The 17,821-nt window shown below is 45.0% G+C and carries 14 protein-coding genes; 9 read left to right on the top strand and 5 right to left on the bottom strand.

All coding sequences use genetic code 11. From position 1 onward, the window contains the following. Positions 1 to 79: 79 nt before the first annotated feature. Positions 80 to 2,992, top strand: coding sequence for a TolB family protein (locus tag ACX0G7_RS09045; protein WP_458923131.1), 2,913 nt, complete (start codon positions 80 to 82; stop codon positions 2,990 to 2,992). A 22-nt stretch (positions 2,993 to 3,014) separates the two neighbouring features. On the opposite strand, the gene ACX0G7_RS09040 is transcribed toward ACX0G7_RS09045, so the two are convergent. Continuing rightward, complete coding sequence (locus tag ACX0G7_RS09040; RefSeq protein ID WP_458923130.1) at positions 3,015 to 5,678, bottom strand: valine--tRNA ligase; 2,664 nt, start codon at positions 5,676 to 5,678, stop codon at positions 3,015 to 3,017. Positions 5,679 to 6,772: 1,094 nt separating this feature from the next. Between ACX0G7_RS09040 and ACX0G7_RS09035 the strand changes: the two genes are divergently transcribed. From ACX0G7_RS09035 to ACX0G7_RS09025, 3 genes are all read left to right on the top strand, one after another. Beyond that, on the top strand, positions 6,773 to 8,149 hold the full coding sequence (locus ACX0G7_RS09035) for an exonuclease domain-containing protein (RefSeq protein ID WP_458923129.1): 1,377 nt from the start codon (positions 6,773 to 6,775) through the stop codon (positions 8,147 to 8,149). 153 nt (positions 8,150 to 8,302) lie between these two features. Beyond that, positions 8,303 to 8,788: a hypothetical protein gene (locus ACX0G7_RS09030; RefSeq protein WP_458923128.1), complete on the top strand. Its 486-nt coding sequence runs from the start codon at positions 8,303 to 8,305 to the stop codon at positions 8,786 to 8,788. Positions 8,789 to 8,879: 91 nt separating this feature from the next. Beyond that, positions 8,880 to 9,611: an esterase family protein gene (locus tag ACX0G7_RS09025; RefSeq protein WP_458923127.1), complete on the top strand. Its 732-nt coding sequence runs from the start codon at positions 8,880 to 8,882 to the stop codon at positions 9,609 to 9,611. Positions 9,612 to 9,692: 81 nt separating this feature from the next. Here ACX0G7_RS09025 and aat read toward each other — a convergent pair whose 3' ends face one another. Both aat and ACX0G7_RS09015 read right to left on the bottom strand, forming a co-directional pair. Beyond that, entirely contained in the window at positions 9,693 to 10,340 is a 648-nt protein-coding gene (aat, locus tag ACX0G7_RS09020; protein WP_458923126.1) for a leucyl/phenylalanyl-tRNA--protein transferase, read from the bottom strand. 34 nt (positions 10,341 to 10,374) lie between these two features. Then, complete coding sequence (locus ACX0G7_RS09015) at positions 10,375 to 10,680, bottom strand: ATP-dependent Clp protease adaptor ClpS (RefSeq protein WP_458923125.1); 306 nt, start codon at positions 10,678 to 10,680, stop codon at positions 10,375 to 10,377. 115 nt (positions 10,681 to 10,795) lie between these two features. On the opposite strand from ACX0G7_RS09015, the gene ACX0G7_RS09010 reads away from it, so the two are divergent. Further along, positions 10,796 to 12,826 carry a hypothetical protein gene (locus ACX0G7_RS09010; protein ID WP_458923124.1) on the top strand — a complete coding sequence of 677 codons (2,031 nt, stop codon included), beginning with the start codon at positions 10,796 to 10,798 and terminating at the stop codon, positions 12,824 to 12,826. 39 nt (positions 12,827 to 12,865) lie between these two features. On the opposite strand, the gene ACX0G7_RS09005 is transcribed toward ACX0G7_RS09010, so the two are convergent. Beyond that, on the bottom strand, positions 12,866 to 13,282 hold the full coding sequence (locus ACX0G7_RS09005; RefSeq protein ID WP_458923123.1) for a VOC family protein: 417 nt from the start codon (positions 13,280 to 13,282) through the stop codon (positions 12,866 to 12,868). 210 nt (positions 13,283 to 13,492) lie between these two features. Here ACX0G7_RS09005 and ACX0G7_RS09000 point away from each other — a divergent pair, with 210 nt between their 5' ends. The 4 genes from ACX0G7_RS09000 (at position 13,493) to ACX0G7_RS08985 (ending at position 17,336) form a co-directional block, all read left to right on the top strand. Continuing rightward, entirely contained in the window at positions 13,493 to 14,122 is a 630-nt protein-coding gene (locus tag ACX0G7_RS09000) for an NAD(P)-dependent oxidoreductase (RefSeq protein ID WP_458923122.1), read from the top strand. Positions 14,123 to 14,332: 210 nt separating this feature from the next. Further along, positions 14,333 to 14,764, top strand: a complete 432-nt coding sequence (locus ACX0G7_RS08995) for a response regulator (protein WP_458923121.1) — start codon at positions 14,333 to 14,335, stop codon at positions 14,762 to 14,764. A 325-nt stretch (positions 14,765 to 15,089) separates the two neighbouring features. Further along, positions 15,090 to 15,998: a DUF4886 domain-containing protein gene (locus tag ACX0G7_RS08990; protein WP_458923120.1), complete on the top strand. Its 909-nt coding sequence runs from the start codon at positions 15,090 to 15,092 to the stop codon at positions 15,996 to 15,998. A 96-nt stretch (positions 15,999 to 16,094) separates the two neighbouring features. Then, a complete protein-coding gene (locus tag ACX0G7_RS08985; protein ID WP_458923119.1) occupies positions 16,095 to 17,336 on the top strand; it encodes an MFS transporter in 1,242 nt (413 codons plus the stop codon). Between the two features lie 293 nt (positions 17,337 to 17,629). Here ACX0G7_RS08985 and ACX0G7_RS08980 read toward each other — a convergent pair. Beyond that, positions 17,630 to 17,821 (bottom strand): hypothetical protein (locus ACX0G7_RS08980; protein ID WP_458923118.1); only part of this gene is annotated, 192 nt, incomplete at its 5' end.

Raw genomic sequence — 17,821 nt, 5'->3', positions numbered from 1 at the left:
CTGATTATTTTGAGTGTTCAAAGATATTTATTCCGCATTATAAATTGGGAGATGTATTTTAACGTTCAATTAGTTTCAGATGCGGCGCATTGTTGTTCAAATTTTATCTCTACTCTTTGTTACTGATGTTAGCGCGCAAGTGTTCGGCGGACACCCACCTTCGCAAAAATGGCTCCAGATTAATACCGACACGGTGAGGGTTATCTTCGCTCCGGGTCTTGAAAAAACAGCCGGGGAGATAGTCGATATAACGCGCGGGCTTAACGACGCGACCCTGAACACCATCGGATCCAGGATCAGGAAGATCAATATTGTCCTTCAACACCAGACTACTAACGCCAACGGATACGTGGGACTGGGGCCGTGGAGGAGCGAATTTTATCTCACCCCGATGCAAAACAGCTTCAGGCTTGGCAGTTTGTCGTGGCACAAGTCGCTTGCCCTGCACGAATACCGCCATGTTCAGCAGTTCAACAATTTCAGGAAAGGTGTTTCCAGGATCACTTATTTTATCTTTGGAGAACAGATCCTGGGACTCGTCAATAGCGCCGCAGTACCAGATTATTTCTGGGAGGGCGATGCCGTTTACCAGGAGACATTGATGAGCGGGCAGGGCAGGGGCCGTTTAGGATATTTTCATAACGGTTACCGGTCAATCTGGGCGGCCGAGAAAAGCTATTCGTGGCAAAAGCTAAGAAACGGATCACTCCGTGATTATGTGCCTGATCATTACCAGCTCGGTTACCTGATAGTAGCGTACGGACGGGTTAAATATGGAGATAGTTTATGGGCGACCATCACCGACGACGCGGTCCGATTCCGGGGTTTGTTCTATCCCTGGCAAAGGTCGATCAAAAAACATACAGGTTTATCTTACCAGGCATTCCGGCAGGATGCGTTAGGGTATTTTGAAAAAACACTCAAACAAGCGGCGGTAGGTAAACAGGTAAATCAATCAACCACAGGCCAAAAGGCAAATCAACCGTCGACAGCTCAACAGGCAAATCAACCAGGATCAACAATTACTGCCGGGGCACAGGGTGATAGCCTCTCATCATTTGCCAGCCGGCGAAAACATTTCGCGGGAGATGAACGCTATCCGCAATGGATAAGCGCCGACCGGGTGTTGCTGGTGAAATCAGATTATAAGAACATCCCGGCGTTTGTGATCATGGATCCCCGGACAGGTAAAGCAAACAAGATAAGGGTGACAGATATTTCGGAGGACCAGTACTATTCATACAAAAATAACCGTATCGTTTATGCGGCTTATCAACCGGCGACGCGATGGGGATGGAAGGATTATGGTGATATAAGACTTCTTGACATCCGTTCAGGGAAACAACAAAACATCACGACCCGTACCCGCTATTTTTCTCCTGATATCACCGGGGATGGTCAAGAGATAGTTGCGGTAGAGGTGGATCCTGCGGGAAAAAGTTCGTTGCATATTCTAACAACAGATACTCCGTCGCGGAGAAGGGTAATACCAAACCCGGACCGGCTTTTTTATACTTATCCAAAATTTATGGCAGATGGCAACATCCTGTCTGCCGTAAGAAATGAAGTTGGTGAAATGGCTTTGGTAAAAGTAGACCCGCTAACCGGAAGTATTGAAAATCTTATTCCCTGGTCGATGAATGTCATTGGGTTTCCGTTAGTGAACAAGGATACCATCACTTTTACGGCCTCGTATGCAGGCACGGACCGGCTTTTTATGCTGACCGGGAATAAGCTTTACCAGGTGATAGTCGACGCTGAAAATTCATCAACCGGCAATTATCAACTCAGCGTGTCAGATGGCAATTATGCCTGGTCTGGATTTTCAGCTGTTGGATACCGGTTGCAGACTGGTAAACCGGTTTTTACCGAGGTGCCAACATCTGTATTTAACGCGGAGTTGCCGGTATTCGGCGCGGGTATCGCAAAGACAGCACCGTCCGGCTTCCTGGATAAGATGCCGCGCGGCGAATACCAGGTAACTAAATACAGGAAATCGTTTAATCTTATTAATCCGCATAGTTTCCGCCCATATCTCAATGAGCCGGATTTCACGTTTTCGTTGATCGGCGAGAATGTGCTTAACACTTTCGTGTCAGAACTCTATTTCAATTACAACAGCAATGAAAAAAGTAAAGAAGTTGGAGCGAATCTTAACTACGGTGGCTTATATGCATGGATCCGTGGTGGCGTGAACTACACGTTTGACCGAAGTGCAAGTGCCAACGGAAACCGAGTGTATTGGGACGAAGCCGAAGCCAATATTGGCCTGAACCTGCCCTTAAACCTTACAGGCGGCAGATGGTACCGGCGCCTGAGTGTCGCATCCGATTATGTCACAAACTCCAGGACGTTCAAAGGCGCGTACAAAGACAGTTTTGATAACAGAACTTTTGGATATGTCAGGAACACACTGAGTTTTTCAAACCAGGTTCAACAGGCGCGTCAGCATATATACCCCAGGTTTGCACAAACGCTGAACGTCAATTATTCTTTGTCCGCTGGTTCGTTAGAAGCAAACCAGTTTCTTGCTTCTGCATACTGGTATTTTCCAGGGCTTTTCAAAACCCATAATCTCGTTTTCAATACCGCCTTCCAGGGACGTGATACCCTGAGAAATGCGCTTTTTAGTAATAGTTTCCCGTTCTCCCGGGGATACACAGCCGAAAATTATCACCATATGTTTAAGCTCGGAGTCAATTATCACCTTCCTTTAGTGTATCCCGACTGGGGTTTTGCAAGTATTGTTTATTTCCAGCGGATCCGCGCGAATCTTTTTTATGATTTCACCCGTATTAACGATTTTAACCGGCAGGGTAAATTTGTCGCTGCCAATTTCAGATCTTTAGGCACCGAGTTGTTCTTCGATACCAAATGGTGGAACCAACAGCCGCTGAGTTTCGGCATCAGGTATAGTTACCTGTTGGATGCATCGAACCAGGGCGTTGGGAAAAACCAGTGGAGCTTTATATTGCCTATTGAACTACGGTAGCCCGGTTAAGTTTGATGATCCATCATTGCTGATTTGCATCGACCTGCATGGCTGACAAACTCTCAACGATAATTTTCATCTTCGCCTCAGCATCAGCTTTTTTCTTTTGCTCCAGGGCCAGTATTTCGGGTTTTGCGTTGGCAACAAAACGTTCGTTGCCCAGCTTTTTATCAATCGATATCAGAAAACCCCTTAGGTAGTCAAGCTCCTTGTTCAGTGCTGAAATCTGAGCAGTGTTGTCAACAGCTGAGTTCGTTTCTATATAGAATTTGTCCGTACCGACTACCAGGGATATGGTGTTAGCCACTGGATCCGTAGCAAGGGCTATACCATTGATATTGACCTGTTTGACGAGGATATCCTGAATTTTGCTGTAGGTCTCCGGAGCCGGCGAAACGATATATACTTTTATCGGTTCTTTTGGTTTGATCTGGTTTTTTACACGGACGTCCCGCAGACTGGTAATCACATCCTTTAACAGGGAGGCCTGTTCCAGACTTGACTTATCCACAGGTCCCGCGGCAACATACCGGGAGATAGTCAGATCCTGTTCTCTTTCATCAAGCAGGTGAAATATTTCCTCGGTTATGAAAGGCATGAAGGGATGAAGTAGCTGCATCAGTTCAGTGAAGAAACCAACGGTACTATCATACACTTTTTGATTCACCGGTAATTCAAAACCGGGCTTCACCCATTCGAGATACCAGCTACAGAAATCATCCCAGATCAGCGAGTAGATTGTTTTGAGCGCCTCATTCAGCCGGAATTCTTTATACATCAGTTCCACATCTGCCTTAACCTGGTTAAGGCGATTGCTGAACCAGTCAACAGCGAAATGATCCATTTCAGGCTCTTCCGTCCCTATCCGGCCTTCCCAGTTTTTAACCAGTTTAAGGGCGTTCCACAGTTTGTTATTAAAATTCCTACCCTGTTCGCAGCTGCTCTCATCAAACAAAAGGTCGTTGCCGGCGGGTGAAGAAATCATAATTCCGAACCTCACGGCATCGGCGCCAAATTTTTCGATGAGTTCAAGCAGGTCAGGTGAGTTACCGAGCTGTTTGCTCATCTTGCGTCCCTGCTTGTCGCGTACCATCCCTGTGAAATAAACATCGGAAAAAGGCCTTTCCTGTTTAAACTCCATGCCCGACATGATCATGCGCGCAACCCAGAAAAAGATAATGTCCTGGCCGGTGACCAGTACCGAGGTCGGATAATAATAGTTGATCTCGTCGTTACCGGGGTTGGTGATCCCCTTAAAAACTTCAATGGGCCATAGCCAACTGCTGAACCAGGTGTCCATAACATCCTTGTCCTGCTCAAGTTTTGCACCTTTCAGTTCCGGGCGCTCAGCCAGCACCTGATCCAGGGTTTCTGCAACATAACAGGTGCCGTTTTCATCATACCATGCAGGGATCTGTTGCCCCCACCAAAGCTGGCGGGAGATACACCAGTCCTTTACATTTTCCAGCCAGTACCTGTAAGTTGCCAGGAACTTGTCGCCCGGATGGATCCTGATTCTTCCTTCCAGTACCTCTGCAAGCGCCGGACCAGCGAGTTCCTTCATCTTCACAAACCATTGCGTGGATATCCTGGGCTCGACGACTGCGCCACTTCGCTGGGAAAAACCGAGCCTGGTGCTGTAGTCTTCTTCCTTTACAAGAAGACCTTCTTCCCGCAATTGTTCCACTGCTTTTTTCCTGGCTTCAAAACGGTCAAGGCCCACAAAAACCTCTGCAGCAGCGCTGATAGTACCATCCTCATTCAATGTATCGATAACCTCAAGATTATGTTTGAGGCCGATGTTATAATCGTTGATATCATGTGCGGGGGTGATTTTTAACGCCCCGGTACCGAAAGATGGATCAACATATTCATCGAAGATTACCTGGACCTTACGATTTACCAGGGGCACAATTACCTGCTTGCCCCGTAGATAATCATACCGTTCATCTGAAGGATTTACGCAAACAGCAGTGTCGCCCATGATCGTTTCAGGGCGCTGGGTGGCAATCGTGATATAACGGGGAGCGGCAACCGGAGCGTGTGGGTTGCCGGTGGCCTGGTCATCAACAACGAGGTATTTTACATAATAAAGTTTTCCCTGTATGTCGCGGTATTCAACTTCTTCATCACTAAGTGCGGTTCTTGCGGCAGGATCCCAATGGATCATCCTGGCTCCGCGGTAGATCTTTTCTTTTTTATAGAGATCAACAAAAACCTTCATCACCGCCTCGTAGTAGTGGGGGTCCATGGTAAACGTGGTACGGTCCCAATCAACACTGCAGCCGAGTTTGGCTATCTGGTGATAGATGATGTTCCCATATTTTTCTTTCCATTCAAATGCATAACGCAAAAATTCTTCGCGGGAAAGATCTGATTTTTTAATGCCTTTTTCTTTCTCGAGCATCTGGACCACTTTTGCTTCCGTGGCAATGGATGCATGGTCGCTCCCGGGCACCCAGCAGGTGTTGAAGCCACTCATGCGGGCCTTCCGAACAAGGATATCCTGCACCGTTTCATTGAGGGTGTGGCCCATGTGCAGAACACCGGTAACATTCGGAGGAGGAATTACCACGCTGTAGGCCGGACGATCGTCGGGCTGACTGTGGAAGTATCGTTTTTCCAGCCAGTGCTTATACCATCTCTCTTCAACCGTTGCGGGATTGTAATTTTTGCTCAGTTCCATATGCTTACTTAAGTGGTCTTTGAATCGGGATGCAAAAGTAAGAAAAGAATGTGTTGTGGGCGTAAATGAGCGGCTACCTGCGAGGCAAAAAAATAAATGGTGCATGAGGCATACCGCCCCCAGGCACCATTTACAATGATCTTAAATTATAAAACCCTAAGTGAAATTCTTAAGTATAGGTCTCCTCCCTAGGCGTACCAAAACAGGTAAGAAAGGAACATCACCAGGAATAGGAACCCAAACGCCCATAGCGCGATCTTGAGATTTTGAGTGATGTGGAAAGAAGTTGTCTTCTTCATATGTTACAGTTTTAGTTTGAACTATTGCATTACTAATAGTTTTCCGGGTAAATGGACGGGGTAATTGGTAAGATACCTGAATGCTTTCCAAGGGGTGGGATCGGGGAAAACTGCGTGGGCCAGCTCTGAAACAAAAGTAATATTTCAATTTGAAACCTGCAAGTGCCTGAATAGAGAAAAACGCTTAATATGTTAAAATTGCGGATCAGGCATAAAAGTACCCGCAGATAAGGCTGCGGGTACTTAAAATTTGTGGACCGTAACTCTGGAAAATTACGTTCGCGCGTCGGTTAACGCTGGGTGAACCAGAAAGAGAACACTACCAGTGCCAGGAAATACAGCACGGCGGCTGTGACCAGTGTCAGGGCGGTGGTTTTTTTCTGTGTGCTTGTGTTTTGCATAGTCAATTGGATTTAAAGGTTAAACCATACAGGGTTGGATTTTCAGGATTCATAGGGATTAGTCGTTCAGCTGCCATTCGGCAACATATATTTTGAGGTGCGTTTTACCGCACCATGTAAAAACGTTGATTTTTCAACCCCGGACGGCCGGGATTGTTCATATGATTTGCAGGCATCACCCGCTCATACCGGCTACACAGGTAGCAGGTATCATTGATACATCTAAGCTCGCTTGTCTGTCATGGAGACGAAATTACCCTGCACCTGATCTGGCAGCTATGACAGCATTATCCTGGACTCTTCTATATATAGTGAGATATTATTCGACGACAATTAGGATTTATGGGAAAATCCTAATTTTTTTACCACCGTTATTACTAACTTTGTTAGTATCATGTACGCAATCGTCGATATAGAAACAACGGGAGGTTATGCAGCTAATAACGACATAACTGAAGTTGCTATTGTGTTACATAATGGAAATTGTGTAGTAGACCGGTATGAAACACTTATACGACCGGCCCGCCCCATACCCTATTATATCCAGGTATTGACCGGAATTACACCGGCTATGGTTGAAAGTGCGCCAACTTTTGACGAAGTCGCTGAAGAGATTTTTGACCGGCTGAAAGACTGTGTGTTTATCGCTCACAATGTCAACTTCGATTATTCATTTATCAAACACCATCTGCAGCTTTGCGGCTTCGAACTGAATGTTCAGAAGCTGTGCACAGTAAGGCTTGCACGCAAAGTGTTCCCCGGTTTACAATCTTACAGCCTGGGTAAGCTTTGTGTACATTTCAACATCGTGATTCAAAACCGTCACCGCGCGGGAGGTGATGCAGATGCCACGGTTACACTGTTTGAAAACATCCTGCTTCATAACGGTATTGAACATGTGCAGCAGTTCCTGAAAAAAGGATCCAAAGAACAATACCTTCCCCAGTTTTTACCGAAAGAAGAAATCGACAAACTGCCCTATACCCCCGGTGTTTATTATTTTCATAACCAAAAAGGAAAAATTATTTACGTCGGTAAGGCCAGGAACATAAAATACAGGGTAAGAAGTCATTTTTCGCATAATGGTGCAGGTAAGCAACGGCAGGAGTTTATGCGGAATATTTATAGCATCACTTACAAAACCTGTGGCACCGAACTCATGGCATTTATCCTGGAGAGTATTGAGATCAAACGCCTGTGGCCCGAATACAATGCAAGTCAGAAAAGATTTACGGCCAACTATGGTATCTACGCATTTGAAGATCAGAACGGGTACCTCCGGCTGGCCATCAATAAAAAGATGAAAAACCAGGAGGCGTTGTATACTTTCCAGCTGTTGCATGAAGGACACCGTTTGCTAAAACGGCTTATCCATGACTTTGATCTTTGCCCGAAACTTTGTTACCTGCAAAAGGACGATGGGCCCTGCCTGCCGGTCAGTCTGCTGAAACCCTGCCTGGGCGCCTGCGAGAAAAAAGAAGAAGTGGCAGCTTACAACGAGAGAGTCATGCGAGCCAAAGATTTCCTCGATAATCATCTTCCCACCTTTGCTGTATTGGATGATGGTAAGGATAATTATGAACAAAGTTGTGTGCTTATTGAAAAAGGAAGATTCTATGGAATGGGTTATGTACCGGTGGATACGCAGGTCTCCAGCCTGGATCAACTAAAAGAATATATCACACAATATCCTGAAAACGATTACATCAGGGGGCTCGTTTACAATTATGCTGACAAAAGGCCGGAGAAAAAACGCATGATCCCCGGTTAATGATGATTCCGGTTAATTAGTCCCGGTTATCACCCGGCGGGGACACTATTTTCAATTCCACATCGCAGTTTATTTCCGGAACGTTAATTGCGTAAGATTAATTCATACCATAATTGTAAATTAATTCTTTCCGTAATTACTGATATACTATAGATGAAAACATTATTCAGTAGCCTTGTCTGTTTCACAATTGTAAGTGTTGTGATGAATTCATGCGGCGACTCTTCAGGCGATAAAAACCCGGACAGTGCTGATACTACCACGAGCGTCCGTTCCGTTGCGGACAATGTGCCTTTGGAGCGGGTAACAGTAAAAAAAGAACCAGTGGCAACATATAGTGAAAAAGTGAAAAACCCATTGAACGATTGGCGTTTCCGGGTTCAGTTGTTCGAGACACCAAAGACCTTTCGGTTTCTGATGAAACTCGAATATGAGGAAATAAATGAGAAGGATACACTGAAAATTCCAAACCTCGGCTTCGAGCCAAAACTAAAGATAATCAAGGGGGAGGAGCCCTACTCGTGCATTATTGGGTTTATTGATAATAAAGATACATTCAGGGAATACAAGAAGGTGATTGCTACCAATAACAGATTAAGGGTAATAACACTTAAGCATTATGCTGTTTACATGAAATAAAAATGATTGTATCAGCGCTCAATGGTTTGATGTTAATGCAGCAATTAAATAAACTAATATTGTTATCTTTCTTGTAAACATCAATTTCTGAATGGAAAGGCATCTCACATCATGGTATAGTCCCAGGCTTGAAAAACAAATGCCAATCGCAGTGTATGGTAACTATGGGTTTGCGTTATTGCTGATTCCTACCGCCGCAGCAGATTACCTGGAATATGAGCGTTTTCAGCTCATTGAGTCACTCCGACCGTTTATCGATGGTGGTAAAGTAAAAGTGTTTTCCATCGACAGCATCAACCTGGAAAGCTGGATGAATCATTCGATGGATCCTTATCATAAAGTGCACAGGCAAAACACCTGGAACGAATATGTTTACCAGGAAGTGATACCTTTTATCAGGCAGAACACCAGCCAGGAAACGCCAATTATCATTAGTGGTGCTTCTTTTGGCGCACTTCATAGCGCAAACCTGTTTTTTAAAAGACCGGATCTTATTAACGGGTGCATAGCAATGAGCGGGGTTTATGATCTAACGGAATATAGCGGGGGATACTGGAACGATGATGTGTATTTTAACAGCCCCATGCACTATATACCAAATCTCACCGATCATAATATCCTGGAGCAGATCAGGAGGAGCGGTCATATCCATCTGTTTTCAGGAAGTGGTGCGCACGAGGACCCGGGTTCTGCTGCGAGGTTTGCTGATATTTTGTATTCAAAAAATATCTGGTATGAATTGGATATCTGGGGTGCGGAATGGACGCATGACTGGCCCACCTGGCGCGCCGTTTTACCACATTACCTCGGAACGAGATTCTAGAAAGTGCGAAAACCAGAGCCAGTGACCAGGGTTGGCCCGATAAACTATGTAAGCATTAAACATAGGGGGTTGTTATCAATTTCATGGGATATGTTCATTGAGTAGCGCCAGGAAATTGTTCCTGTCTATCATCCTGGCTCCCAATGATTCAAGATGCGGAGTATAAACCTGGCAATCGATAAGCACTACTCCGTCACTTTTCAACTGCTCAACATAGTTGATAAAAGCAAACTTAGATGCATTACTCATGTTACTGAACATACTTTCGCCAAAAAATACGTTTCCCATGCGGATCCCATACAACCCACCAACAAGTTTGCCTTCATGCCATGTTTCTGCTGAATGCGCATAACCATCAACGTGAAGTGCTGAATAAGCGCGCTTTACCTCTTCCGAGATCCAGGTGCCATCCTGGCCGCGCCGACTTATGGTTTTGCAGTTTTCAATCACCTGGTCAAAACTTGTATTCACCCTGAAGCTGAATTCTCCTTTGCGGATAAGTGATCTCATGGTTTTGCTGACCCTTATTTCGGGAGGAAAAAGAACAAACCTGGGATCTGGAGACCACCATAAAATATCAGCCCCTTCATACCAGGGAAAGATTCCTTGCCGGTAGGCCAATAAAAGTCGTTCGCGGGAAAGGTCTCCACCAAGGGCTAAAAGGCCATCTGGTTCTGAAAGGTGTACAGGGGGGAAAACAAGGGCTTTATCTAGGGCAAAAATCGGCATGTGGAGCTCAGGAACCGGTTAGTTTTTGGGGATGTTAAGTGCCGGTAACAACTTCGATCGTAGCGCTGATTCCCCTTTCAGTGATAGCGTCGCAATAAGGTTTCAGTTCATCATAGCTGCCGTTCTTGACAGCATATTTACCCTGGTAGTGAATAATATAAGCACATTGTTCAGCCTGCTCCCGGCTATGTTTGCAAACCTCCATGAGCGTTTCAATTACCCATTCAAAAGTGTTCACCTCATCATTCCAGACTATCAGGTTGCAGGGGTCCTCATGCATCGTGAGTACATCAACCTCTTCCTCGTAAAGGGGCCTGGTATTATTACTAATCGGAATCATACTACAAAGTTCGGTGAATGTAAAATTAAATATTGAATCTGATGCTGCAACTTTTGGGTGATGCTTTTTGTCTGCAATGGAGCGAACAAATTATAAATTCTGCTGTTTTATCCTGATGGCGAGACTTTTTCACAAAAAATCAGATTCCAGGCTTCCACCCGAAAAAGGCAAGGCGCTTGTGCTTTCACTGGATCAGGGTTATCGTGGCCTGGACCTCCTGGTAGATCTGATACGAAAAATCAGGCCAGACAATTACCGGAATATAGAGCAGGCTGAGACTAAAATGAAGGCATTGCTCTTCCAGTTACACGAAGACAGATCTGCCTTGTTTTCCATCAGGAGAGCGCTCTTGAGTCAGTTTTTGAAAAGCAACCTGGTGCCTGCACTTACCCAGAGTGGCATAGTAAGCTCAAGGAGTTTTATCCAGGAGCTGATGGGTAAACTGAAACATAAAATTCTACCCGAACTTCTCCAAAAGAATGATTTTCTCTATGTGATCAGCCATGTGTTTTATCGTAAAAGTGATTTTGTATGGGTACAAGGTATCGACAAAGAACTTTGGATGAAATTTTTCGAGCTCATCGGGATCCAGGTTAATATCCAGGAACCATCGCTGATTATGCAGCTTAAACAATCCATGCAATTGTTGAGCTACCGGGTGGCTATGCTTGGCCTGGAAAAAGAACTGATGCATAGCTATGACGATGTCAGTAACGCTATCTACCCGTTTATTGAGCAAAACAGGCTCACTAATTTATATCTTGAGAAAAAGGACAATCTCTCTTCTGAAGAAAGAAAACTCATCTTCTCTAACATCCAGGAAGCGCTGTATAACTGCGAGCAAAGCCTGAAATATATTCATGACCAGCGGATCATGCGTGGCACCAGCCTGGCGCAGACTTTTGTTGTTGTGCGGCTACGCCAGCAGATACAACGACTTTTTATTATTATAGATGTACTGGACCGCGACCAGTCGTTTGATACCGATCGCTTCATCAATTATTTTTTTACGGTTATCAGAAATACCAACACACGTAATAGTGTAGGAGAGTTTCTGTCCCAAAACCTGGGATTGGTTGCTTACCAGATCGCCGAACACAAGGGCAGAAAGGGCGAGAAATACATCAGTAGTACCCGCAAAGATTTTTTACAGTTGTTCTGGAGTGCCGCAGGCGGGGGATTTATTATTTCTGTTATAGCGATCACAAAAAACCTGCTCGGCAAACTACCGTTGCCGCTATTCTGGCAGGGTGCCGTGTATGGAGCCAACTATGCTGCCGGTTTTGTATTGATGGATAGTACCAACACCACACTGGCCACTAAACAGCCTGCATACACCGCTTCCGCAGTTGCCAGTTCACTCGACACGCAAAAACATTCAGGCCGTCCTGATCTATGGAATCTGGCGATAACGGTAGGTAAGGTGGCAAGGAGCCAGATCGCATCATTTGCGGGTAACCTGTTAGTTGTTTTCCCGTTGACATTTGTGCTCGCCTGGCTGTATGACCTGAGTTTTGGAGTGAAGATAGCTTCCGGTGAGGCTGCGTTAAAATTACTTGCTGATCAACATCCTTACCATAGCCTTTCTTTATTATATGCCTGCTTCACGGGCTTCTTTTTGTTCCTGAGCGGCCTCATCGCAGGTTATGTAGAAAATCATATTGTTTACGGACGGATAGGAGAGAGACTCAGGGATCACCCGTTATTCAGACATACCCTTTCACCAAAAGCACTTAACAGGCTGGCGAGGTTCGTGCAGAACAGTGCAGGTGGTTTTGCAGGAAGCGTAATGCTCGGGATTTTTCTTGGAGTTTCGGGTCCACTTGGAAAGTTTCTTGGGGTGCATTTCGACATCAGGCATATCACCATTGCAGCCGGTAATGCAAGTATCGGTCTGTACGGTGTGGGATATGAGAATCTCGCACCTGCTTATCTTGCCACCGTCTTCATTGGGGTACTGCTTATCGGTATGATCAACTTCCTGGTAAGCTTTTCCCTGGCTTTTTTCGTTGCGGTCAAATCAAGGGGAATCAAGCTAAAAGAGTACCCCGAATTCATCTGGATATTGTTCCGGTATTTCCGGAAATACCCAATGGATTTTCTCTTCCCGCCCGGCAAACCCAGGCTTCCCAAAGATCTCTACTGATGAACACCCATTTCGCCGTTCACCGATCAATACCACGGTTTAATCAGCTGACGGCGGGGCACTGAAAATTACGGGTTGGATGAGGTCCCACAAATTTCCGTAGAGGTCCTGGAACACTGCTACCTTACCCCATGATTCAACCAGGGGCTCCCGTATAATGGTCACCTTGTTCCTGAGAAGATTCTGATAGTCGCGGTCGAAATCGTCTGTATGCAAAAACAGGAAAACGCGTCCGCCTGTCTGGTTTCCAACACGGGTACGTTGTTCATCACCGTTAGCTTTAGCCAGCAACAAGCTGCAACTTCCGGGACCTACGGGTTTCACCTTTACCCAACGTTTGGATTCGCTGAGTTTTGTATCCTCGATCAATGCGAAGTTTAGTTTCTGGGTATAAAAAGCAATAGCTTCATCGTAATCGTCTACAACAATGGCAATCTGGGCAATCTCCTGTTTCATATAGTCAAATATAATTTTTGGTTCGATGATCCTGCGCAATAATAAGTAAACAAGGTCAACACTGTTTATTTACCATTCCTGGTCACCACTATTGGTGATGATGTTTTCATAATCAGGTATAGTTCGTTTTTTATTCATTAATCAAATTGCCTGCCGGTAAACAGCCGGCATTAAATCCCGGTTAAGCGTTGATCAAATCAATCTGAATAAATGAATATCCTGGTTTTTGGAGCTTCAGGTGCCACGGGCAACCACCTGGTAAAGCAAGCTATAGAAAAAGGTCATTATGTGACCGCTTTCCTGAGACCGCAGTCGAAATTTGAGATCAACGATGGACGATTAAAAGTGATCCGCGGGGATCTGCACAACGTGCGACAACTGACGGCGGCTATGGAAGGTCAGGACGTTGTGCTGTCAGCGCTGGGTGCAACAAGTCCTTTCCGGTATGATCAATCATTGATTGATGGTTTCAAAACGATCATTGGTTGTATGAAGAGTTGCGGTGTCAATCGTTTGGTGTACATGTCGTTTATAGGTGTCCGTGATAGCAGGAGCCAGGCGGGTTTTGTGGTTAAATATCTCGCTCCTTTAATACTGGCTAATGAAATCCTGGGACATGAAACCCGCGAACAGATGATCGTGGAAAGCAATTTGTCATGGACGATCGTTCGGCCACCGACACTGACAAATGGCAAACTTAGTCGACGATATCGGACCGGTGAAAACCTTCTTTCGACAGGTTTCGCTGCTACTATTTCGCGTGCCGACGTCGCTGATTTTATGCTCAATCAAACAGTAACAACAGAATTCGTGTTCAGCAAGCCCGCTGTGATGTATTAGGCATCTGACATATAAAAAAAATTAAATAAGTCTAAAGCCGCCCGGTTGCTAATGGTTTACTCGCATTCCGTATAATTTTTTCTGAAACCGTGCGCGACAATTTTCATGAAATCGGTTACATTGCAGCCTGTTCAGAATCCCAATATCATAAATCGCAGTTTGCCCGGTTCTAAAAAGTTAAACCCCCGGGTATAATAGTTCCGATTCTTTATGAATATCCATAATCCAATCATTATTATCGATGAAGATCAGGATGATCTTCGCTTACTGTCCGACGCTCATAAAGAGTTAGCGATTAAAAATCCGCTGATTTCTTTTACAGCCTGTGAAGATGTTACTCCGGCTTTATTAAAGCTCAAAGTGATGCCCCTTCTCATCATCTGCGACTTTCGCTTCCGAACCATGAATGGGCTTCAACTCAGAACCCAGTTGATTGAACACAAAAATTCCGCACTTGAAGAAATTCCTTTTGTCATCTGGTCATCTGTGGTAGAGCCATTACATGTTAAAATGGCGAAGGATCTTGGCATCCATGGTTTTTACCTGAAACCTTCCACTTTTGTGGAACTCCAGGAAATATATTTATCCATTATCAGGGAATGGGGCTATGCGAAAAAGTCACAGCGTATCACCAGTAACTGAAGAGACTGTCCGATAACCGTCTACATTTTATTTCCAGCCTGATATTTCTTATTGCTAACTGGTTGATTGATCGCGATGATTGATCAACATGTTGATCAATTGTACTGTTGCTTGACCCGATGCGGGAGATGCAGTATAAATCTATATCTTCAGAGAAAATGATTTGCCAGAAAGAACCAATGGCCATAGTCTGGAAATCCATGCAATAAAATTTATTCTAAATCAAATTGCAATTGTTGTTATTCGTTGTCAATCCTGATATATGTTTGCGATCAGCTGGCATGATTAAATCAGCGTTAACCGGAAATCAACAGGGCATTAAATTATGAAAGGAATAGCCAGAATCTACGTTTTCATCCATTTGGGAATACTCAGTTGTTTTGCTGGTTTGGCACAGCAGCCAGGCAAAACATTAAGGGTTTTTCTTATTGGCAACAGTTTTTCACAGAATGCTACGCGTTACCTGCCACAGCTGGCTAAGGAAGGGGGGCATTCTCTAGAATTTGGCAGGGCTGAAATAGGTGGCTGTCCCCTGCAACGTCATTGGGATTCAGTGGAGGTTAATCTCCGTGATTCCACAAGGGGCAAGGCTTACGGCGGTAAATCGCTCAAAGAAAAATTATCCGAGGGCAGATGGGACATTGTTACTATCCAGCAATATTCATTGTTCTCGAGTGACGAGGATACTTACCAACCTTTTGCCCGAAAACTTTATGACTTTATCAAACAGCTTCAACCTGATGCTGAAGTAGTGATGCATCAAACCTGGGCTTACCGTGTCGATGCACAAAAATTCGGGATTAAAAAAGGCAAGGATACAACCCGATCGCAACAGGAAATGTGGAAACTTTCGAGAGCTGCATATCATTCGGTAGCAAAACAGCTAGGCATCCGCGTTATACCAACCGGCGATGCTTTTTATACAGTTTCATCCGATAAAAAGTGGCGTTATAAAAAGGACAGGGATTTTGATTACAATAATCCTGCCCCCACCCGGTTACCGCTACAGGAAAATTCAATACATATTGGTTACAGCTGGACCAAAGACAACAAAATGACTTTTGATGCTAATCATGCGAACGAGGCGGGTTGTTATCTCGGCGGGCTTGTCTGGTACAGCTTCCTGTTCAAAGAAGATCCTTCCAAACTTAATTTTAAACCAGGTAGCGTCTCCAATGATTTTTCAGCCTTCCTGAAAAAAGTTGCCTGGAAAACAGTTAAGTCAAAAAGATAAGGCTCAAGGAAAGTACCATCAATCAATTATATTCGAATCGAAAATGTAATTTTCAGAACCGGTACCCTGGTGATAATTCACTAACACAAAAAGATAATGATCATTAAAAAAGAGAAATCAGATCTTCAGCACTTGTTCAGTCTGCCGGTTATCGTTGCGGCTCTTGGTTATTTCGTCGACATTTATGATTTACTCCTTTTTGGAATTGTAAGGATCCCAAGTCTTACTGATATGGGGCTAAGTCCTGCTGAAGTCTCAGAAGTTGGTACAGCAATTCTTAACTGGCAAATGACCGGTCTCTTACTGGGTGGCATATTATGGGGAGTACTGGGAGATAAAAAAGGGAGATTATCGGTATTATTTGGTTCGATAGTTACTTATTCGGTGGCCAATATACTTTGTGGTTTTGTGACTAATCCCGATGTATATAAGTTACTAAGGTTCGTAGCAGGGATAGGGCTCGCAGGCGAACTGGGAGCGGGCATTACGCTCGTTTCGGAATCCCTTCCGAAGCGCCTCAGGGCCATCGGAACATCGTTGGTTGCTGGTGTGGGTTTGTTTGGTGCAGTGTTCGCCTATTTTACGGTGGAGAATTTCGGTGGCTGGAGAAATGCCTATTTTATCGGTGGCGGCATGGGTATCATGTTACTATTACTGCGGATCGGCGTTTTTGAGTCGGGTTTGTTTGCCAACATAAAACATGAAGGCAAGATCACCAAAGGGAACTTTTTGTCATTTTTCACTGACGGCCGGCGTTTCAGGCTGTATATGAAATGTATTGCTATCGGGTTGCCAACCTGGTTTGTTATAGGTATCCTGGCCACTTTTTCCAATGAGTTTGGAGAGGCATTTGGCATTGCGGAACCAGTAAAACCGGGCCTGGCAATCATGTGGTGTTATATAGGACTTGCCACCGGTGACCTGCTTAGTGGCTTCTTAAGTCATTACCTGCGTTCGCGGAAAAAGGCTGTTGCGTTGATGATGTTGTTTACGCTGTTGGGTTGTGTTGTTTACCTGTCAGGCATTATCGATAGCTCTTTCCTCGTTTATGCGCTTTGTCTTTGGATGGGCTTCGGGATCGGATATTGGGCGATGTTTGTGACAATCAGTGCAGAGCAGTTCGGTACGAATCTGCGGGCGACGGCAGCCACCACTGTACCGAACATGGTACGGGGAACGGTTGTACTGATGACTTCGCTATATGGGTTTGCAAAACCTTCTGTCGGCACTTTGTACAGTGCGGCGATTGTCGGGGTGCTGGCTTTTGCCCTGGGCTTTTATGCAATTGCCACCATGCCGGAAACACACAACAAGGATCTGGACTTTTTGGAGGAGTAGGGGAGAGAAGTGAAAACCTTACAGTGAACCGGACTTCTTTTGCTATTAACTACAAGATATAAAGAAAAACAACTCAACCTTCTTGCAGCGCTGATCGCGAATGGAATCGGGACTGATCCTCCTGGTTGTAAACTGGGATCTATGCAGCAGCTTTAAATGATAAAAGGTCAATTTACTGAAACCTTTCGACCTGTGGGAGTTGCCGGGTTCAAACCGCCGACCCTCCCGGTTGCAAACCGGGATGCACTGGACAATGGGATAAATGAAAAAAGGTTTCAGTAAACTGAAACCTCTCAACCTGTGGGAGTTGACGGGTTCGAACCGCCGACCCTCCCGGTTGCAAAACCGGGATGCACTGAACAATGCCATAAATGAAAAAAGGTTTCAGTAAACTGAAACCTTTCGACCGTGGGAGTTGACGGGTTCGAACCGCCGACCCTCCCGGTTGCAAACCGGGATGCACTGGACAATGGGATAAATGAAAA

The organism is Flavitalea antarctica (assembly GCF_054461535.1).
The sequence above is the reverse complement of the archived record's forward strand: the minus strand, read 5'-3'. Positions and strand labels throughout refer to the sequence as shown.